21 protein-coding genes and 1 pseudogene are annotated in these 19,163 nt (G+C 70.7%); 11 read left to right on the top strand and 11 right to left on the bottom strand.

The annotated features are described in order from the left end of the window. Positions 1-149 precede the first annotated feature (149 nt). Complete coding sequence (locus tag IG94_RS0116845; protein ID WP_031036675.1) at positions 150-1,685, top strand: YibE/F family protein; 1,536 nt, start codon at positions 150-152, stop codon at positions 1,683-1,685. A 99-nt stretch (positions 1,686-1,784) separates the two neighbouring features. Here IG94_RS0116845 and IG94_RS0116840 read toward each other — a convergent pair whose 3' ends face one another. The 4 genes from IG94_RS0116840 to IG94_RS0116825 all read right to left on the bottom strand — a co-directional run bounded on the left by IG94_RS0116840 (position 1,785) and on the right by IG94_RS0116825 (position 4,074). Next, on the bottom strand, positions 1,785-2,222 hold the full coding sequence (locus IG94_RS0116840) for an SsgA family sporulation/cell division regulator (protein ID WP_031036673.1): 438 nt from the start codon (positions 2,220-2,222) through the stop codon (positions 1,785-1,787). Positions 2,223-2,322: 100 nt separating this feature from the next. Next, positions 2,323-3,057 (bottom strand): IclR family transcriptional regulator, encoded by a 735-nt coding sequence (locus IG94_RS0116835; RefSeq protein ID WP_282916619.1) that lies wholly within the window; start codon positions 3,055-3,057, stop codon positions 2,323-2,325. Between the two features lie 313 nt (positions 3,058-3,370). After that, complete coding sequence (locus IG94_RS0116830) at positions 3,371-3,583, bottom strand: DUF5326 family protein (RefSeq protein WP_031036668.1); 213 nt, start codon at positions 3,581-3,583, stop codon at positions 3,371-3,373. Between the two features lie 173 nt (positions 3,584-3,756). Continuing rightward, entirely contained in the window at positions 3,757-4,074 is a 318-nt protein-coding gene (locus IG94_RS0116825; protein WP_031036666.1) for a cupin domain-containing protein, read from the bottom strand. Positions 4,075-4,133: 59 nt separating this feature from the next. Between IG94_RS0116825 and IG94_RS0116820 the strand changes: the two genes are divergently transcribed. From IG94_RS0116820 to IG94_RS0116795, 6 genes are all read left to right on the top strand, one after another. After that, positions 4,134-4,511, top strand: coding sequence for a phage holin family protein (locus IG94_RS0116820; protein ID WP_031036664.1), 378 nt, complete (start codon positions 4,134-4,136; stop codon positions 4,509-4,511). A 4-nt stretch (positions 4,512-4,515) separates the two neighbouring features. Further along, the gene (locus tag IG94_RS0116815) at positions 4,516-5,010 is read left to right on the top strand and encodes a low molecular weight protein-tyrosine-phosphatase (protein ID WP_031036660.1); all 495 of its coding nucleotides are present in this window, start codon (positions 4,516-4,518) and stop codon (positions 5,008-5,010) included. Then, positions 5,007-6,197, top strand: a complete 1,191-nt coding sequence (locus IG94_RS0116810) for a cystathionine gamma-lyase (protein WP_031036655.1) — start codon at positions 5,007-5,009, stop codon at positions 6,195-6,197. The genes IG94_RS0116815 and IG94_RS0116810 overlap by 4 nt, the downstream gene beginning before the upstream one ends. 193 nt (positions 6,198-6,390) lie before the next feature. Continuing rightward, positions 6,391-7,296, top strand: coding sequence for a LysR family transcriptional regulator (locus IG94_RS0116805; protein ID WP_031036653.1), 906 nt, complete (start codon positions 6,391-6,393; stop codon positions 7,294-7,296). A 70-nt stretch (positions 7,297-7,366) separates the two neighbouring features. Beyond that, the gene (locus tag IG94_RS0116800; RefSeq protein ID WP_031036651.1) at positions 7,367-7,849 is read left to right on the top strand and encodes an NUDIX domain-containing protein; all 483 of its coding nucleotides are present in this window, start codon (positions 7,367-7,369) and stop codon (positions 7,847-7,849) included. Positions 7,850-7,990: 141 nt separating this feature from the next. Further along, the gene (locus IG94_RS0116795; RefSeq protein ID WP_031036649.1) at positions 7,991-8,857 is read left to right on the top strand and encodes a GNAT family N-acetyltransferase; all 867 of its coding nucleotides are present in this window, start codon (positions 7,991-7,993) and stop codon (positions 8,855-8,857) included. A gap of 21 nt (positions 8,858-8,878) precedes the next feature. Here IG94_RS0116795 and IG94_RS0116790 read toward each other — a convergent pair whose 3' ends face one another. Both IG94_RS0116790 and IG94_RS0116785 read right to left on the bottom strand, forming a co-directional pair. Further along, positions 8,879-9,298 carry a GlcG/HbpS family heme-binding protein gene (locus IG94_RS0116790; protein ID WP_031036647.1) on the bottom strand — a complete coding sequence of 140 codons (420 nt, stop codon included), beginning with the start codon at positions 9,296-9,298 and terminating at the stop codon, positions 8,879-8,881. A gap of 109 nt (positions 9,299-9,407) precedes the next feature. Continuing rightward, positions 9,408-10,619 carry an MFS transporter gene (locus IG94_RS0116785; RefSeq protein WP_031036644.1) on the bottom strand — a complete coding sequence of 404 codons (1,212 nt, stop codon included), beginning with the start codon at positions 10,617-10,619 and terminating at the stop codon, positions 9,408-9,410. A 139-nt stretch (positions 10,620-10,758) separates the two neighbouring features. Between IG94_RS0116785 and IG94_RS0116780 the strand changes: the two genes are divergently transcribed. Together IG94_RS0116780 and IG94_RS0116775 are read left to right on the top strand one after the other, a co-directional pair. Beyond that, positions 10,759-11,223: a MarR family winged helix-turn-helix transcriptional regulator gene (locus tag IG94_RS0116780; protein WP_031036641.1), complete on the top strand. Its 465-nt coding sequence runs from the start codon at positions 10,759-10,761 to the stop codon at positions 11,221-11,223. Positions 11,224-11,260: 37 nt separating this feature from the next. Then, on the top strand, positions 11,261-11,713 hold the full coding sequence (locus tag IG94_RS0116775) for a GNAT family N-acetyltransferase (protein ID WP_031036634.1): 453 nt from the start codon (positions 11,261-11,263) through the stop codon (positions 11,711-11,713). A gap of 91 nt (positions 11,714-11,804) precedes the next feature. Here IG94_RS0116775 and IG94_RS44350 read toward each other — a convergent pair whose 3' ends face one another. From IG94_RS44350 to IG94_RS0116760, 4 genes and pseudogenes are all read right to left on the bottom strand, one after another. Then, on the bottom strand, positions 11,805-12,137 hold the full coding sequence (locus IG94_RS44350; protein WP_428837409.1) for a DUF7586 domain-containing protein: 333 nt from the start codon (positions 12,135-12,137) through the stop codon (positions 11,805-11,807). A 99-nt stretch (positions 12,138-12,236) separates the two neighbouring features. Next, a pseudogene (locus IG94_RS38655) lies at positions 12,237-13,191 on the bottom strand (serine hydrolase domain-containing protein); the annotation flags it as partial. A 117-nt stretch (positions 13,192-13,308) separates the two neighbouring features. Next, on the bottom strand, positions 13,309-13,914 hold the full coding sequence (locus IG94_RS0116765; protein ID WP_031036632.1) for a response regulator transcription factor: 606 nt from the start codon (positions 13,912-13,914) through the stop codon (positions 13,309-13,311). After that, positions 13,911-15,116 (bottom strand): sensor histidine kinase, encoded by a 1,206-nt coding sequence (locus tag IG94_RS0116760; protein WP_031036629.1) that lies wholly within the window; start codon positions 15,114-15,116, stop codon positions 13,911-13,913. Before IG94_RS0116760 ends, IG94_RS0116765 begins: the two co-directional genes overlap by 4 nt. Before the next feature lie 170 nt (positions 15,117-15,286). On the opposite strand from IG94_RS0116760, the gene IG94_RS0116755 reads away from it, so the two are divergent. Beyond that, on the top strand, positions 15,287-15,766 hold the full coding sequence (locus tag IG94_RS0116755; RefSeq protein WP_031036626.1) for a hypothetical protein: 480 nt from the start codon (positions 15,287-15,289) through the stop codon (positions 15,764-15,766). Between the two features lie 60 nt (positions 15,767-15,826). Here IG94_RS0116755 and dnaB read toward each other — a convergent pair whose 3' ends face one another. Continuing rightward, entirely contained in the window at positions 15,827-17,305 is a 1,479-nt protein-coding gene (dnaB, locus tag IG94_RS0116750; RefSeq protein WP_031036624.1) for a replicative DNA helicase, read from the bottom strand. 459 nt (positions 17,306-17,764) lie between these two features. Here dnaB and IG94_RS0116745 point away from each other — a divergent pair, with 459 nt between their 5' ends. Then, positions 17,765-19,102 (top strand): MATE family efflux transporter, encoded by a 1,338-nt coding sequence (locus IG94_RS0116745; RefSeq protein ID WP_031036621.1) that lies wholly within the window; start codon positions 17,765-17,767, stop codon positions 19,100-19,102. Positions 19,103-19,163 lie beyond the last annotated feature (61 nt).

Here is a 19,163-nt window from a genome sequence, read left to right as displayed (position 1 = left end):
ATGTTCCACGTGAAACATCGCTGGGACGGAGGTCAGCGCCCTCTCAGCCCGGTGCTCCGAGCTCCCGCGTGTACAAACGTGCCTCCACGCTAGCGCCCCTTCGGGCGCGGTGAACAGAGGGCCCCCGTCGTTCTTGCGATGATCGGTCGGTGACCACACCGCAGCATCCCCCCTTTCCGCCGCACGATCCCCGCCACGGACCGAACGCCGAAGCGGGCGAAAGCCGTGCAGCCGGCCCCGGTCCCGTCGACGCGCACGGCGCGCACGACGGCAGACACGACGCAGGCCACGGGCACGGTGCGGGCTCCGGCTCCGGCTCCGGCTCCGGCTCCGGCGGCCACAACGGTCACGGCGACGGACCCGGGCACGGGCATTCGCACAGCCACGGGCCGGCAGCACCGGTGTCCCGGCATCTGCGCAAGGTCATCGCCGCCGTCCTGGTCCCGTTCGCCGCGGCGGTGGTGGTCGGGCTCGCGGTGCTGTGGCCGGGGGGCGCACCGCCGCACGAGCGCACCGGCGTCGGCTTCGACCGCCAGACGCAGCAAGCCACCGTCACCAAGGTGGTCGAGCTGAGCTGTCAGTCCGTCAACGCCTCGGGCGTCCCCCCGACCGGCGACACCTCCACCGCCGAGGGCTCCTCCGCGGTGCAACAGGCGAACGGCGACTGCAAGCGCGCGACGATCCGCGTCGACACCGGCGACGACAAGGGCCGGACGTTCGAGGAGATCGTGCAGCCGGACCAGTCACGGCAGTTGCACGAGGGCCAGAAGGTCGTGGTCGCCTACGAGCCCTCGGCGCCGAAAGACCTGCAGTACTCGGTGACCGACATCAACCGTCGGCTCCCCCTCGCCCTGCTCGCGGGCATCTTCGCGCTCGCCGTGGTCGTCGTCGGGCGGCTGCGGGGGCTGATGGCCCTGGTCTCCCTGGCCATCAGCTTCCTGCTGCTGAACTTCTTCATCCTGCCGGCCATCCTGCAGGGTTCGAACCCGCTGCTCGTGGCGGTCATCGGGTCCAGCGCCATCATGCTGATCGCGTTGTATCTGTGCCACGGGCTGTCGGCCCGTACCTCCGTGGCCGTACTCGGCACGCTGATCTCGTTGTTGCTGATCGGAGTGCTCGGGTCGCTGTTCATCGGCTGGGCCGCGCTCACCGGCAACACCGACGACAACACCGGCCTCATCCACGGCCTGTATCCGTCGATCGACATGAGCGGTCTGCTGCTCGCCGGAGTCATCATCGGTTCGCTCGGCGTCCTCGACGACGTGACGGTCACCCAGACCTCGGCGGTGTGGGAACTGCACGAGGCCAACCCGACGATGGGCTGGCGCGGGCTGTACCGCGCGGGCATCCGCATCGGGCGCGACCACATCGCCTCGGTCGTCAACACACTCGTCCTCGCCTACGCGGGCGCGGCGCTGCCGCTGCTGCTCCTGTTCTCGATCGCGCAGAGCGGGGTGGGCACCGTGGCCAACAGCGAGCTGGTCGCGGAGGAGATCGTGCGCACGCTGGTCGGCTCGATCGGCCTGGTGGCGTCCGTGCCGGTCACCACGGCCCTCGCCGCTCTGGTGGTGTCGGCGGACCGGCCCGCCGAGCGGCCGGCGGCGGAGACTGCCGGAGCGCCGGCCGCCGGTACGGGTGCGACAGCGCCCGCACGGGGCGGGCGGGGCCGCCGCCGCAAGCGCTGACGCGCCCGGTAGCAGGGGAGGCCCGGTGCGGCCGGGGAGGCTAGGTGCAGCCGGGGAGGCGTGACGCCTGTGCCCGTGCCGGCGGGCTGACGTAACGGTTCAGCCCGCGCTCTGCTCCTCCGCCAGGATCCGGTCCAGAGCCTCGTCGAGATGGGTGCCGAAGCCGGCGAGCGCGCCCTCCTGCCCCAGCGGCACCAGCTTGTCGGTGCGGTCGAGGAACGCCACCAGCGGGGCCGCCGAGGAACGGAACAGTGCCTGGTCGGAACCGACCTGAAGGCGGATCATCACCTCGGCCAGCGGCTCCGGATCGACCGGTGCGATCCGCACGTCTCCGTCACCACAGGGCCGGACCACGCCGTCGACCAGCAGCTCCCGGCCGAAGGCCCAGGTCACCGGCGCGTCTCCGGGCAGATGGAAGGTCAGGCGCACGGCATAGGGATCAGAGGTCTCGTAGCGCAGCTCCACCGGGATGCGGAACGAGAGCTCCTCGGACACGAGAAAGCTCATCATGACCTCTGCCTGCACGGACTCGCCCATCGCCATACCCCGTCATTCGCCGTCGACTGGCCGGGAATCAAACCTCTAACACTGGTGGCATCTTGCTCAACGTACACACCAGATCACAAGGAGTGAGTTTTCAGATACTGATAGAAAGCGCAACCGATCCCAGATGCCGGCCCACCTCGTGCTGCAACTGCCGCGCCGCGGACAGCAGCCGGTCGGCCTGCTGGAGGGGGAGGGAGATGGCCACGGTCGCGGCCGTGGTGCCGACGGTGATCGGGACGGCCGCGCAGACCGCGCCCAGGGCGTACTCCTGGCGCTCGAACACCGGTGCCATCCGGCGCGCGCGTTCCAGTCGTCTCAGCAGACTGTGGCCGTCACGCACCGTGTACGGCGTGACCGGCCGCACCGGGTAGCGGGCGAGGTGGTCCCGGCGGGCCTCCTCGTCGAGCTGCGACAGCAGACACTGGCCGACGGCGTGCGCGTGCCCCGTCTCGCGGAAGTCCGCCCACTCCTCGATGGCGGGGGCGCCCGGAGTGTCGGAGACGCACATGATCTCGATCTCGCCGTCGCGGTACATGGCGTAGTACACGGGCGCTCCGATCGCGTCCCGGCAGCGTGCCAGCGCGTCGATCACCGTGCTGCGACGTTTCTGCTCGGCCCCGTTGCTGCTCAGCCGCTCGGCCGCGTCGCCGAGGAAGAAGAGCCCCCTCTCCCGGCGCAGATATCCCTCGTGCACCAGCGTGCGCAGCAGATGGTAGGCCGTGGGCAGCGCCAGCCGGGTCTCGCGGGCCAACTGCTTGGCCGGGGCCCCGCACTCATGACCGGCGACGCACTCCAGGAGACGCATCGCCCGCTGTACGGATCCGATGAGCGTCGCCGAGGGCGGCTGCTCGGTGGAGGGAGGCGCCGGAGGCGTCCGCGGTGCCGGGCAGGGCTGCACGGGGAGGGTGTGCGGCGGAGCGCATGCGGTGTCAGCCGTGGCCAAGGGTCACTCCCGGAACGCGGAGGTGGCAGCCCGTGCGGGGGACACGGGTGGGGGTGTACGCCGTTCGCGAGGTCGCCCCCGCGTGGAGGTTCGGACTCTAACCGCCGGTCACCGCTCACCGACGTCCCGTCCGGGAAACTTCCCCCGCCCGAGGGAACCGGCGCTTCCTGTTACCGCCACCGGTGCCCCACGGCTCTCACCAGTCGCTGCGTGAGGAGGAACTCGACATGAACTTGCGTACGACGTAGATCAGCCCGCCGACGAGCGCGACGAAGACCAGCACCTTGAACAGCAGTCCGATCACGAAGCCGACCACGCTGGCGATCAGTCCGCCGAACACGACCAGGGCGATGATCGGCACCGCGATCCACTTCACCCACCACGGCAGTCCCGTGAAGATCTCTCGCATCGCCCTTGTCCTTACCCTTCCGTCCCTCGGGTGCCTGGTCCTTCGACGGCCCGGCACCGTCCGGGAATCCTCTGATGTCCTGCACTCGATGCTAGAGGCGTGGGGGCCCCGGCGGGGCTCCCGCATCCCTTGTCTCCCCCTGACCGATCCCCTAGGGAACCCCGGGGCCCGGCTCAGCTCTCGGGCGGAGAGAACACCACCAGGACCCGCAGGTCCTCGCTGATGTGATGGAACTTGTGGGCGACCCCGGCCGGCACGTAGACCACGCTGCCCCGGGCGACCTGGGTGGTCTCCATGCCCACGGTGATCGCCGCCCGTCCGCTCACCACGAAGTACACCTCGTCCTGTGTGTGCGGTTGCTGCGGATCGGCCGTCCCCGCGTCCAGGGCGTACAGACCGACCGACATGTTCCGCTCACGCAGGAACTGCAGGTAGGCACCGTCGTTGGCGGCGCGTTCCGCCTCCAGTTCGTCCAGCCGGAATGCCTTCATCGCCTCGTCCGCCCCTGCCTCACCGTTCGTTGCCGACCGCGTCTGCCACGATCAGACACATGAAGAATTTCCTAGTCAAGACGATCGCCAACGCGGGTGCCCTCGCAGTCGCCGTGTGGCTGCTCGACAAGATCACTCTGAGTGGGGGCAGCACCGGCGAGAAGACCCTCACCCTGATCGTGGTCGCCCTCGTGTTCGGCCTGGTGAACATGCTGGTGAAGCCCGTCGTGCAGGTGCTGACCTTCCCGCTCTTCATCCTGACACTCGGGCTGTTCACGCTGGTGGTCAACGCCCTCATGCTGCTGCTCACCTCGTGGCTGGCCGACAAGCTCGACCTGAGTTTCCACGTCGACGGCTTCTGGACCGCCGTCCTGGGCGGACTGATCGTCTCGATCGTCTCCTGGGCCCTGAACGCGTTCCTGCCCGACGGGGACTGACCCGATGACCTACCGCGTCTGCTTCGTGTGCACGGGCAACATCTGCCGCTCCCCGATGGCCGAGGCCGTCTTCCACGCGCGCGTGGAAGACGCCGGGCTCGGCGGACTGGTCGCGGCCGACAGCGCCGGTACCGACGGCTGGCACGAGGGCGAGGGCGCCGACCCGCGCACCGTGGCCGTCCTCGCGGAGAACGGCTACGCCCTCGATCACACGGCCCGCCGGTTCCAGCAGTCCTGGTTCGCCCGCCTCGACCTCGTGATCGCCCTCGACGCCGGTCATCTGCGGGCCCTGCGCCGCCTCGCGCCCACCGAGCGGGACGCGGCCAAGGTGCGGCTGCTGCGGTCGTACGACCCCGCAGCCGACACCGGTGACCTCGACGTACCGGATCCCTACTACGGGGGTGCCGACGGCTTCGAGGAGTGCCTTGAGATGGTGGAGGCGGCGAGCGGCGGACTGCTCTCCGCGGTGCGCGAACAAGTGGAAGGACGGGCGGCATGAGCGATTCCGCCACCAGCAACGGGGCCGGTGCACGGGCACGGACGGTCTCCCCCGGCGGCGGTGACGGCACCCGAGCGGTGCGGGCCGGGCTGCCCGAGCCGGTCAAGCACGAGCCGACCCTGCCCGGCCCCGTCTTCGCCGCCCACTTCCATCTGCCGGGCGAGCCGACCGGACCGTACACCTACGGCCGTGACGAGAACCCGACCTGGACGCACCTCGAACGCGCCATCGGCGAGTTGGAGGCGCCGGGGGAAACCGACGTCGAGACGCTCGTGTTCGCCTCGGGCATGGCCGCCATCTCCTCGGTGCTCTTCTCGCAGCTGGGGGCCGGGGACGTGGCCGTACTGCCCGACGACGGCTACCAGGCGCTGCCGCTGGTCCGCGCGCAGCTGGAGGCGTACGGCATCGAGGTGCGCACCGCGCCGACCGGCGGCGACGCCCAGCTCGACGTGCTCGACGGGGCGCGGCTGCTGTGGATCGAGACCCCGTCGAACCCGGGGCTCGACGTGTGCGACGTGCGACGGCTCGTCGAGGCGGCGCACACGCGCGGTGCCCTGGTCGCGGTCGACAACACGCTCGCCACACCGCTCGGCCAGCGGCCGCTGGAGCTCGGCGCCGACTTCTCGGTGGCCAGCGGCACCAAGCAGCTCACCGGCCACGGCGACGTCCTGCTGGGCTACGTGGCCGGTCGCGACGCCGGTGCGATGGCCGCCGTGCGGCGCTGGCGGAAGATCGTCGGTGCGATCCCCGGCCCCATGGAGGCCTGGCTCGCGCACCGCTCGATCGCCACCCTCCAGCTGCGTGTCGACCGGCAGGACGCCACCGCACTCCAGGTCGCCGAGGCACTGCGAGGCCGGCGCGAGGTCACCGGGCTGCGCTACCCGGGACTGCCCGACGACCCTTCGCACGAGGTCGCCGCGCGGCAGATGCTGCGCTATGGGTGCGTCGTCTCCTTCACGCTGCCCACGCGCGCGCGTGCCGACCGTTTTCTCGACGCGCTGCGGCTGGTCGAGGGTGCGACGAGCTTCGGCGGGCTCCGCTCCACCGCCGAGCGGCGCGGACGCTGGGGCGGCGACGCGGTGCCGGAGGGCTTCGTCCGGCTGTCGGTCGGTGCGGAGGATCCCGAGGACCTGGTGGCCGATCTACTGCGCGCACTGGACGAGTCGGCCGACGAGCCGGGGCACTGAGCCCGGGGCGGCGGACGGTCCGAACCTCCCCCCTCGTGGTTCGGACCGTCCTCCGGTTCCGCGCGCGAAGAACCGTGCGCACAAGGCTAGTTGACTGTGTGTCAATGTCCAATCACAGTAGCGACAGCGACCTATCGACATATTTATAGTTGGGCCCGGCGGGGGCGAAGAACAGGAGAGGGGACCGGCTTCCGTGGACCTGGCCTTGCTGCGTACCTTCGTCACCGTGCACCGGGCCGGTTCTTTCACCCGCGCGGCAGCCCTGCTCGGCCTCTCCCAGCCCGCGGTCACCTCACAGATCCGCACCCTGGAGCGCCAGATCGGCCGCCCGCTGTTCCTGCGGCAGGCGCGGGGCGTGGCCCCGACGACCATCGGGGACGAGTTGGCGCACAAGGCCGCCCCGCATCTCGACGCTCTGGTGGAGATCACCGAGACCGGGCTCGGGGACGACTCCTCCCTGCGGACGCTGCACCTCGCCGGGCCACCGGAGTTCACCGCCGAGCGTGCCCTGCCCGCGCTCACCGGGATCAACGGCGAGGACGGGCAGGCGTTCGCCCTGCGTGCCTCGTTCGGCAACGCCGAGGAGACGCTGGAGGGTCTGGCCGCCGGCCACCATGATCTGGCCATCGCCACCGCCCGCCCCCGCGGCGCGCTGCTCACGGCGACACCGCTCTGCGACGAAGAGCACGTCCTGGTCGCCGCACCCCACTGGGCGGACCGGGCAGACACCGAAAAACCCGGCAGTGCCGACGCCCACGCGCTGGAAGGCGTCCCCGTGGTCGAGGTGCACGAATCGCTGCCCTTCGTCGCCCGCTACTGGGCATCCGTCTTCGACGCCTCCCCGACCGCCCCGGGCACGGTCGTCGCCCCCGACCTGCGTGCGGTCCTCGCCTGCGCGACCGCCGGCGCCGGGCTCGCCGTCCTGCCCCGCTACCTGTGCGCGCCGGCGCTGGAGCGCGGCGACGTCGTCGCCCTGCACGAACCGGCAGTCCCGCCGCTGCGGACGTACTTCCTGGTGGTGCGCACCGGCACACTGGCGATGCCGCACATCGCCCGGGCCCACGAGTGGTTGCTGCACGCGGCCGCCGACTGGAACTGAGCCTGTGTCCCCGCCCACTGCGGGGCCGCCGCGATGTTTCACGTGGAACCAGCCGGGCCACATTTCTCCCATGACCGTCCGACCCGTGGTCAAGCGCACCGCCCGCGCCGTTCTCCTGGACGGCGGCCACCTGATCCTGATCAAGCGCACCAAGCCCGGCGTCGACCCGTACTGGGTCACTCCCGGGGGCGGGGTCGAGCCGGACGACACCACCGTCGTGGACGCCCTGCATCGCGAGGTGCACGAGGAACTGGGTGCCAAGATCAGCGATGTGGTGCCCTGCTTCGTGGACACGGTGGAGCACATCGGCGACGACGGCGGCGCGACCGGGGTGAAGGTGCAGCACTTCTTCGTCTGCCACCTGGAGTCCATGGATCCGGCGCTCCGGCACGGCCCCGAGGTCGATGAGCCCGCGGGTGAGTACGAGATCGTCCGCGTCCCGTTCACCAGGGTCGGGATCGCCTCCGTCCACCTGGTACCACTGTCGCTGCGGCACTATCTGGACGGCAACATCGAGGGCGTACTGGCCCTGCACGCCTCCGACCTCGGCTGACAGGGGCGGCGGCTGTCCGGCCGACCGGGCGTCCGGCAGGTGTCGGCCCGCTGTGCGGCCGGCCACGACATGGCCAAAAGCTCACGTGTCCCACCGGAAAGAGGTGGACGCGGACGGCCGCTGTCGGCCAGCCTGACCTGCGTGCCGACACCTTCCGCCGCTTCCGCGCCGATCCGCCGTCTGACGCTCCGCGATCTCCCTGCCTGCGCAGACCTGTCCGAGGACCGGGGGTGGCCGCGCGAGGAGCACAAGTGGGGGTTCCTCCTCACGGCCGGGCAGGGGTACGGCATCGACGACCCGGGCGGCGGCCTCGTCGCCGCCTGCACCGTCACCGAGTACGGACCGCACGGGCGCCCGTCGCTCGCCGGCATCGGGATGGTGCTGGTCGCCGAGCGGCACGCCCGTCGGGGCATCGGGCGCCGGTTGATGCGCCACGTCGTCTCCCTGCTGGGCACCACCCCCCTGACCCTGCATGCGACGCCCTACGGCCGCCCGCTCTACGAGGAGCTCGGCTTCAAGGTCACCGGCCGCGCGGAGATGATGCGCGGACGTTTCACCCCGGCCGCTTCCGTGCCCGGCGTCGCCACTCGGGCGGCCACGGCCGAGGACCTCAGCACGATCGTCCGGCTCGACGAGGACGTGTTCGGCGCCGACCGCACGCACGTCCTCGCGCGGCTGCCCGCCTTCGCGGACCAGCTGCGCGTGGCCGAGGAGAACGGCCGGATCACCGGGTACGCGGCGGCCTGGCCGAACATGGACACCCACGTCGTGGGACCGCTCATCGCGCGCGACACCGAAACGGCGAAGGCACTGTTCGGCTCCCTGGCCGCACGCACCGACCGACCGCTGCGCACGGACGTCGACGCGCGGCACGAGGGGTTGCTGGCCTGGCTGAAGGAACGTGGCCTGACCCCGGTGGCCCCGAACGCCGTCATGACGTACGGCATCACCGAGCTGCCCGGTGACTGGAACCGGAGGTTCGCCCCGCTGACGGTGGCGGCGGGCTGACGCCGTACGGGGTTCACGCCGTCAGGCGAGGGCCCGCACGGCCGACGAGGCGAAACCGTGGTCCTGCCCGGGTGCGCCGCCGCCCACCCCGATCGCGCCGATCAGCCGGCCCCCACGGTGCACGGGCACACCGCCCGCGATGAACAGCAGGGGCCGGTCGAGCGCCGTGGGCAGGGTGTGGAAGAGGCCTCCGGGCTGGACGGCGTCGACGAGATCGGCGGTGGGGGCGTTCAACTGGAGGGCCGTGTAGGCCTTGCGGGTGCTGGTCTCACCGGAGATCAGCACGGCGCGGTCGTCGCGCCGGAAGGCGAGCAGATGGCCTCCCGCGTCGAGGACCGTGACGCTGACGGTGACCCCGGCGTCCTCGGCGGCGCGATGGGCGGCGGTGACGAGGGTTTCGGCGTCCTGGACGGTCAGCGGGGCGACGGCGGTGGTGGTCATGGAACTTCTCCTGGCGTGGTGTCGAATGGTGGGTGTGCTGTGGTGGTCGTCGAGGCGCGAGGGCCGCAGGGGGGACGTACCCGGCTCCGCGGTCCGCTGCCGCGACGGGTCAGTGGTGGACGGCGGCTGACCGCTGCTCCGCGGGCACCGATCCGGCGACCACTCCGCGGGACGCGCTGCCGCGCCGTTCGAGAGTGGCCGAGACAACGGCGAGGACGAGGGCCGCGGCGGCGAGAACGGCGCCGACCCAGTTCGGGGCCGTGTAGCCGAGGCCGGCCGCGATGACGACGCCCCCGAGCCAGGCGGAGAGCGCGTTGCCGAGGTTGAAGGCGCCGATGTTCACGGCCGAGGCCAGTGTCGGGGCGCCGTGCGCGTGGTCGAGGACGCGCTTCTGCAGGGGCGGGACCGTGGCGAAGCCGAGTGCGCCGATCAGGAAGAGGGTCACGGCCGAGGCGACCTTGTCGTGCGCGGTGAGGGTGAAGAGGGCGAGCACGACGGACAGGGCGCCCAACGAGATGTACAGCATGGGCATCAGAGCGCGGTCGGCGAACCTGCCGCCGACGAGATTGCCTCCGACCATGCCGAGGCCGAAGAGGACCAGCAGCCAGGTCACCGAGCCGTCCGCGAATCCCGCGACACGGGTCATCATCGGCGCGATGTACGTGATGGCCGCGAAGACACCGCCGAAGCCGAGAACGGTCATGGCCATCGCGAGCAGGACCTGGACGTTCTTGAACGCGGCCAGTTCGTGCCGCAGCCGCACTCCCTCCGCCCGGGGCACGTCGGGGACCAGCCTGGCGACCCCCAGCAGGCCGACGACGCCGAGCGCGGCGACGGCGGCGAAGGTGACCCGCCAGCCTGCGGCCTGCCCGACGAGCGTGCCCAGCGGTACACCGACGACGTTGGCGACGGTCAGTCCGGTGAACATCATCGCGATCGCGCCGGCCTTCTTGTGCGGGGCGACCAGGTCGGCCGCGACGACCGAACCGATGCCGAAGAAGGCGCCGTGGGCGAGGGAGGCGACGACACGGCCGATCAGCATGACGGCGAAGGCCGGAGCGAGTGCGGAGAGCAGGTTGCCGACGATGAACAGGCCCATCAGCAGCATCAGCATCCGCTTGCGCGGGACCCTGGTGCCGAGCACGGTCATCAGCGGGGCGCCGAACATCACGCCGAGCGCGTATCCGGTCACCAGGTAGCCGGCGGTGGGGATGGAGACGCCGTAGTCGCTCGCGACCTCGGGCAGCAAACCCATGATCACGAACTCGGTCGTCCCGATCCCGAAGGCCCCGATCGCGAGGGCCAGAAGCGCGAGAGGCATGGCGGGAGTACACCTTCCAGAAGATTGCAAGGGCGCTTAGCGTGTGCTCACAATAATTGCATACGCGGGCTATATGCAAACGCCGACTACCGCGACGCTGGTCTACCCTGGTCTCAGCCGCTCCGGGACGGAGGAACACATGACAGCGACGGATCCCGCCCTCACCGCCCTCTCCCAGGGCTGGTGCGCGCTCTCTCTGCTGCACGGAAGGATCGAGGCGCGTATCGAACGTGCCCTGCAGTCCGGGCACGACCTGAGCGTCCGCGAGTACTCCCTGCTCGACGTGCTCAGCCGGCAGCACGACGGCGACGGCGGGCATCTGCAGATGAAGCAGGTCGCGGACGCCGTCGTCCTCAGCCAGAGCGCGACCACCCGCCTGGTCACCCGGCTGGAGGACCGCGGCCTGCTCGAGCGCTATCTGTGTCCCACCGACCGGCGCGGCATCTACACCAATGTCACGGCGGCCGGTCTGAAGCTGCTGAGCGACGCGCGGCCCACGAATGACGCAGCCCTGCGTGAAGCCCTCGACGAGGCGGCAGCCGACCCCGACCTGGCTCCTCTCGTCAAGGCCGTGGAGACCCTCAAGACACCCGTGCCCGCCTAGGACGCACCCGTCGGCACCTCGGTCTTAGAGTGCGGCTATGGGAGATCTTGAAATACGCCCCGCCACCGCCGCCGACATCCCCGCGGTCGTCGCGATGCTCGCCGACGACCCTCTGGGTGCTCAGCGCGAGTCGCCGGACGACCTGGCCCCCTACCTGGCCGCGCTCGAACGCCTCAGCAGCGATCCGAACCAGCATGTGGTCGTCGCTGTCCGCGACGAACGGGTCGTCGGCACCCTTCAGTTGACGGTCGTCCCGGGCCTGTCCCGGCGCGGCGCCACCCGGTCGATCATCGAGGGCGTGCGCATCCACGCCGGGGAACGCGGCAGCGGCCTGGGCACGCAACTCATCGAGTGGGCGGTCGACGAGTCCCGGCGGCAAGGGTGCCATCTGGTGCAGCTCACCTCCGACAACACCCGTACCGACGCCCACCGCTTCTACGAACGTCTCGGATTCTCCGCCTCGCACACGGGGTTCAAGCTCCAGCTCTGACAAAGCACCTCCATCAGGTGCCTTCCCCCGCGGTGAGGGGCGGTCCTGTTTCACGTGAAACAGGACCGCCCCTCACCGGGCCGGGCGGCGGTTATCCGATCCCCCGCCACCCCTCCGGGTCCACGCCACCCGGCACGTCGGCCTCTTCGTCGTACGGACTGCGAGTGAAGACGAACGACCCGAGGTCCAGGTGACTCACCGTTCCGTCCGGGCGCCGCACCGCCTTCAGCAGTTCCCCGGCGTAGTAACCCTCCAGCCCCGTCCAGCTCCCGTCGCCGTTCGCCCGGAAGCGCGAGCGGCGCCCCTGCCCCGACAGCGGCCCCAGCGAGACGCCCCCGTCAGCTGTCAGCCGCAGCGCGAAGGCATGCGTCCCCCAGTACCACTGCCCCGCCAGCTCCAGGACGGAGGCATCGGCCTCCGGCATCGGACGCCATGGTTCGGGGATCCGGGGCTCCGTCTCCGCGACGATGCGCACGAGATCGGCGCCGACCCCGGCGAGCAACGGCCCGGAGGTGCAGTTGGCCAGTACCACCGCGGCGACGTCGTCCTCCACGGAGAGGGTGAGGTTGGCCAGAAAGCCCGGCAGCGAGCCCGAGTGCCCGACCAGCAGCCGCCCGTCCCGGTGCTGGATCTGCAGCCCCAGGCCGTACGCGGCACCGTCCGCGACGTCCGCGGCCTCGGAGGGCGCGGCGGGCGCCCTCATCTCCCGCACGCTCTCGGCGCCGAGGACCCTGTCGTCCCCCTCCGCCAGGAAGACGGCGAACCGGGCCAGGTCCCCGGTGCTGGACCAGAGCTGACCTGCCGGGGCCATCAACCCGAGGTCCTCGGCGGGCTCGGCCAGCATCACGTCGGCCCACGGATGCACCGCCCAGCCACCGGCGTGCGGGGCACTCGGCCGGCTGCTCGTACGCTCCAGCTCCAGCGGTTCCAGCACCTCCCGCCGCAGCACGTCCTCCCACGGGGCGCCGCGCACCTTCTCGACCAGCGCTCCGAGCAGGGTGTAGCCGGGGTTGGAGTAGTGGTGCCGGCGGCCTACGGGGTGCAGGAGCGGCTGCCGGCCCAGAACATCCGCCAGCTCGGGCCGCAGCGACCCAGGCGTCCGCTCCCACCACGGAGCGGGCGACTCGGCGGCCAGTCCGCCCGAGTGCGCCAGCAGCTCGGCGATCGTGGCCGTCCCCCCCTCCGGTGCCGGGCAGATGCCGCTCCAGCGGGTCCCCGAGATCCAGCACACCCTCGTCACGCAGTCGCAGGACGAGGACAGCGGTGAAGGTCTTCGTGATCGAGCCGATCCGGTACTGCACCTGCCCGTCCGGACCGTGTCCGTCGACCGAGGTCCGTGCGCCGTGCCACACGGTCCGCCCGTCCCGGACGACCGCTGCGACGAGCGACGGTGCGCGCCCTTCCGCCTGGGCCACGGCGATCCGGTGCAGCAGCGCCCGCCGGGTGCCAGGGAGCAGCTCTTCCTGAGATGTCGTCATGGACCCAGTCCATCGGGCCGGAGACCTCACGTCGAGGCGATTTCCCCGTGCCGGCGCAGGTCCGCGATGCGACGGAAGCACGTCCCGCCGGCCAGGGCCTGACGGACGGCGTCGCGGTCACAGCCAGCCGTTGGCTTCCGCGATCCGGGCCGCCTCGGCGCGGGTGCGGGCCTGTGTCTTGCCGATCGCCGACGACAGGTGGTTGCGCACCGTGCCCTGGGACAGCCGGAGCGCCCTGGCGATGTCGGCCACGGTGCCGCCCTCGGCGGCGGCACGCAGCGCGTCGGCCTCGCGCCCGGTCAACGGGCTGGCACCGCCCGCCAGGGCTTCCGCAGCGAGGGCCGGGTCCACGAAGCGCAGGCCGGCATGGACGCGGCGGATCGCGTCGACCAGCTGTTCCGGCGGGGAGTCCTTCACGACGTACCCGGCCGCACCCGCGGACATCGCCCGCGAGAGGTAGCCCGGCCGGCTGAAGGTCGTACAGATGATGGTGCGGCAGCCGGGCAGCGCCCGCTGGAGATCGGCGGCGACGGTCAGCCCGTCCCGACCGGGCATCTGTACGTCGAGCAGCGCGATGTCGGGCGAAGTCCGCTGCGCGGCCGCCAGCACCTCGCTGCCGGTGCCGACCTCGGCGACCACGTCCATGTCGGGTTCGAGCCGGAGCACGGCCGCGAGAGCGCCGAGTACGAGTGCCTGGTCGTCGGCCAGCAGGAGCCGGATCATGTCGCGTCGACTTCGCGCGAGGGTGCGGGGCGGATGGCCGGGGACGGTCCGCGGGCGAGGACCCGGAACCCGTTGCCGGGGGCAGGCCCGTGTTCGAGGGTGCCCGAGACGGCGGCCAGCCGTTCGGTGAGACCGGTGAGGCCGTTCCCGGCGCACGCCCCGCCGCTGAAGCTGCTGTTGTCGGTGACCTCGATCCGGTCGGGTCCGACGCGGACGGTGCACAGTTCGGCGTCGGAGTGGCGCAGCACGTTGGTGATCGCCTCCCGCACGACGTAGCCGAACACCTCGCGCAGCTCGGGGCGTACGACGTCGGTCGCGGCGGGCAGGTCGGCCCGCACTCCGGCGGCACGCAGGGCCATGCGGGCGCCGGCGAGTTCGCTGTCCAGCGACAGGGTGCGGTAGTCCGAGATGGTGGCCCGCACGTCGGTCAGCGCTGTGCGCGCCATGTTCTCCAGCTCGGTCACCTGGCCGACGGCGAGGGTCACGTCCCCGGACGACTCCAGGATGCGCCGCGTCAGACCCAGTTTGACGGTCATCGTGGAGAGGGTGTGGCCGAGGACGTCGTGCATGTCCCGGGCGACCCGCTCCCGTTCCTGGTTCACGGCCAGCCTCTTGACCTCCTCGCGCGCGGCCCGCAGATGACCGACCGTGAAACTGAGCGCGAAGACGGTGCCCAGTGCCGCGGTCACGCCGACGAGCACGGCCACCTGCACCCAGGCCACCTCGCCCTGGGCGAGACTCATCCAGACGGTCTGCCCCAGCACCGTGCCGAGGCCGAGCAGCAGAGCATGGCGCAGCGGCAGCAGCATGAGCCCGATCGCGAGCGCATAGGTCAGATCGGTCAGGTAGGACGGCGACGCGAGAAGCACGGCCGGTGCCGCCCCGAGCAGGAACATCACGGCCACGATGGCGATGCGCCCCCGGCGCAGCGCCGTCGGCCCGTACCAGGGGGCCAGTACGCAGCCGATGCCGTAGCAGGCGACCAGCCCGATCGCGAACGAGGTGAGCAGGACCGGTCCAGTACCGTGCGTGATGTCCTCGGCCCGTGCGATCAGGGCGAGGGAGGCCGTTGCCATGGCCGTGGTGACGGCCACGCGGCTCCGGCTCCTGGGACTGTGCGACCGGTCCTTCCAGAAACTCCAGTCCGGCCACTGGTCGGCGGAGAACTCGTCCGGATCGCGTGCGGGGCCCACGTCGGTCATGCTACGACCCGCCCACGCGGGAAGTGCGAGCGAGGGCCCGGGGAACGGTGTCGCGGATCATGCGGACAAGCGTCGCCCGCCCGTGACCGGCGTCCGGGTGCGGATTGTCCCCCGGTCACGCATGACAGATGGCATGGGTCCGGCGGGCCGGCCGGTGGTGGGGTGAGGTCATGCTGCACGCGAAGAGGAGCAATCCGCCGAGCCAGAAGTACGAACTCACCGAGGACGGCCGGGCGCTGACGACGTTCTCGTTGGGCAGGGGCGGCACCGGCACGCGGTTCACTCTGCACGGGGTGGACCACCTCGTCCGCTCGCACCGCTTCAGTGGCGTCTACGAACTGCTCGACGCCGGCGGGACCGCCGTCGCGACCACGGACCGGGTGCGCCGAAGCTGGAGCATGACGTGCTCCGGGCGGGTCGTCACGTTCCGGCGGACCGCGGCGGCAGACCGGGAGTACACCATGCTCGGCGGCGACGGTGAGCCCGTCGGCACCATCCGCCGCACCGGGCACATCCGCTCCGAGGCGACCGCCGACCTGCCGGGCCTGGAGCCTGCGCTCCAGGTCTTCGTGCTCGTCGTCGTACTGCTGCGCAGGCGGCGCAAGCGGGGAGCGGCGGGCGTCCGGTCGGCCTTCCTCCCCGGGGGCTGACGCCCGGCCGGACATGGACCGGATCCGGGCGGCACGGAGCGGGCCGAAGATCGCCGGGACTCAGGTCTGTGCCATGTCCACGAAGCGTGAGTAGTGGCCCTGGAAGGCGACCGTGATCGTCGCCGTCGGGCCGTTGCGGTGCTTGGCCACGATCAGGTCGGCCTCGCCCGCACGCGGCGACTCCTTCTCGTAGGCGTCCTCACGGTGCAGCAGGATGACCATGTCGGCGTCCTGCTCGATCGAACCGGACTCACGCAGGTCGGAGACCATCGGCTTCTTGTCCGTGCGCTGTTCGGGACCACGGTTCAGCTGGGAGAGCGCGATGACGGGGAGCTCCAGCTCCTTCGCCAGGAGCTTGAGGTTGCGGGACATGTCCGAGACCTCCTGCTGGCGGCTCTCGGCACGCTTGGATCCACCGGACTGCATCAGCTGCAGGTAGTCGATGACGACCAGTTTGAGGTCGTTGCGCTGCTTGAGGCGACGGCACTTGGCGCGGATCTCCATCATCGACAGGTTCGGCGAGTCGTCGATGTAGAGCGGCGCGGCCGACACGTCGGGCATCCGGCGGGCCAGACGGGTCCAGTCGTCGTCGGTCATCGTGCCGGACCGCATGTGGTGCAGGGCGACCCGGGCTTCGGCGGAGAGCAGACGCATCGCGATCTCGTTGCGTCCCATCTCCAGCGAGAAGACGACGCTCGGCAGATTGTTCTTGATCGAGGCGGCGCGCGCGAAGTCCAGCGCGAGCGTCGACTTGCCCATGGCGGGACGGGCTGCGATGACGACCATCTGGCCGGGGTGAAGGCCGTTGGTCAGCGAGTCGAAGTCCGTGAAGCCCGTGGGCACGCCGGTCATCTCGCCGCTGCGCGACCCGATCGCCTCGATCTCGTCGAGCGCACCCTCCATGATGTCGCCGAGCGGCAGGTAGTCCTCGCTGGTGCGCTGCTCGGTGACGGCGTAGATCTCGGCCTGGGCGCGGTTGACGATCTCGTCGACGTCGTCATCGGCCGCGTAACCCATCTGAGTGATGCGGGTACCGGCCTCCACCAGACGTCGCAGGACAGCCCGCTCGTGCACGATCTCCGCGTAGTACGCGGCGTTGGCGGCGGTCGGCACCGTCTGGACAAGAGCGTGCAGATACGAGGCGCCGCCGACCTTGTTGATCTCCCCACGCTTGGTGAGCTCGGCAGCGATGGTGATGGGGTCGGCCGGCTCTCCCTTGGCGTAGACGTCGAGGACGGCCTGGTAGACCATCTCGTGCGCCGGCTTGTAGAAATCGTGGCCCTTGAGGATCTCGACGACGTCGGCGATGGCGTCCTTGGACAGGAGCATGCCGCCGAGGACGGACTGCTCGGCGTCCAGATCCTGCGGCGGCACCCGCTCGAACGAGGGACCGCCACCGTCCCAGGCACCGTTGTCCGAGCCGCGCTCGTGCTGCTCGTCGCGGCTCCGGCCGCCTTCGCCGCGACGGCGGGAAGCGGGCAGACGATCGCTGGGGCCACTGTCGGCCCACGGGTCGTCCAAGGGCTCGGAAATACTCACCGAGCCACCTCCTCCCGTCCGCCGAGCGGACCTCGCCGTGCCCCTCATTTCTACGGCACGGCACTGACAAATAGGACGCCCAACTCCGGTTCTGGCGCGTCGGTTTTGTGACGATTCACCGGCCGACGGACGGAGCGGGCGCCGGACCACGGTAGGCCGGTCGGCACCGTCAGCCAATCTGGTTATCCACAGGCCATGTGGACCACGGGCCAGAACCTGTGGAGAACTCCGTCAAACCTGTGCACGACCCGGTGGACAGGCCTGTGAACAAGCTTGGGACGTGCGCGGCAAAGGGGCTCTGAGCTGCTTCTTCGTCATCCACGGCCTGTGCAGAAGAAAAACTTTCCCACGCGGATCAAGATCGCTTCGAACCGTGCTCGGAAGTACACATGGCGAGACGGACAGTAAGGGTTGCAGTAGCTTTGCATCTCTTACCTGTGGACGATTAGATTGGTGCTCATGACACAGGCCCCCGAGCGTTCCCGGACTGTCCGCCGCCGGCACGACCGAGAGATCGTCGCACTGGCCGTCCCGGCCTTCGGCGCGCTCGTCGCCGAGCCCCTGTTCGTCATCGCCGACAGTGCCATCGTCGGCCATCTCGGCACTGCCCAGCTCGCCGGTCTCGGTATCGCCTCGGCCCTGCTCACCACGGCCGTCAGCATCTTCGTCTTCCTCGCGTACGCCACCACCGCGGCCGTGTCGCGGCGCGTGGGCGCAGGCGACCTGCAGGCCGCCATCCGACAGGGCATGGACGGCATCTGGCTGGCGCTGCTGCTCGGCGCCGCCGTCATAGCCGTAGTACTGCCCACCGCTCCCTTCCTCGTCGAACTCTTCGGCGCATCCGACACGGCGGCCCCGCACGCCATCACGTATCTCCGCGTCTCGGCCCTCGGAATACCCGCCATGCTCGTCGTACTGGCGGCGACCGGTGTCCTGCGGGGGCTCCAGAACACCCGGACGCCGCTCTATGTGGCGATCGCGGGCTTCGTCGCCAATGCCGTCCTCAACGTCGTACTCGTCTACGGCGCCGGTCTCGGAATCGCCGGCTCTGCCTGGGGCACCGTCATCGCTCAGTGCGGCATGGCCGCGGTGTACCTCTGGGTGGTGATCCGCGGAGCACGACGACACGGTGCCTCCCTGCGCCCCGACGCCGCCGGTATCCGGGCTTCCGCACAGGCCGGGGCGCCGCTGCTGGTACGCACCTTGTCCCTGCGGGCCATTCTCATGATCACCACTGCCATGGCAGCCCGCCTCGGCGACGCGGACATCGCGGCCCATCAGATCGTCCTGTCCCTGTGGAGCCTGCTCGCCTTCGCCCTGGACGCCATCGCCATCGCCGGGCAGGCCATCATCGGACGCTATCTGGGAGCCGGCGACGAACAAGGGGCACGTGCCGCCTGCCGCAGGATGGTGGAGTGGGGCGTCGCGGTCGGGGTGGTGCTCGGGCTGCTCGTGGTGCTGTCGCGGCCGGCGTTCCTGCCTTTGTTCACCGGCGACTCCGCGGTCAGGGACGCCGCACTGCCCGCGCTGGTGATCGTGGCTCTGGCACAGCCGGTCTGCGGCGTGGTCTACGTCTTGGACGGCGTCCTCATGGGCGCCGGGGACGGTCCTTACCTGGCCTGGGCCATGCTGTTGACGCTGGCTGTCTTCACGCCTGCGGCACTTGCCGTCCCGGCCCTCGGCGGTGGGCTCACCGCGCTGTGGGCCGCCATGACGCTGATGATGGCGATGCGGCTGGTGACTCTGTGGTGGCGTACACGGTCGGGGCGTTGGATCGTCACCGGCGCCACGCGCTGACGGTTCCACGTGAAACGACGCACTCCCCGAGGAACGTTGTGTTTCACGTGAAACACGACAG

Origin of the sequence: Streptomyces olivaceus (assembly GCF_000721235.1) — a bacterium.
Lineage (GTDB): Bacteria > Actinomycetota > Actinomycetes > Streptomycetales > Streptomycetaceae > Streptomyces > Streptomyces olivaceus.
Note: the sequence above shows the minus strand (reverse complement) of the source record. Positions and strands in the feature narration are given on the sequence as shown.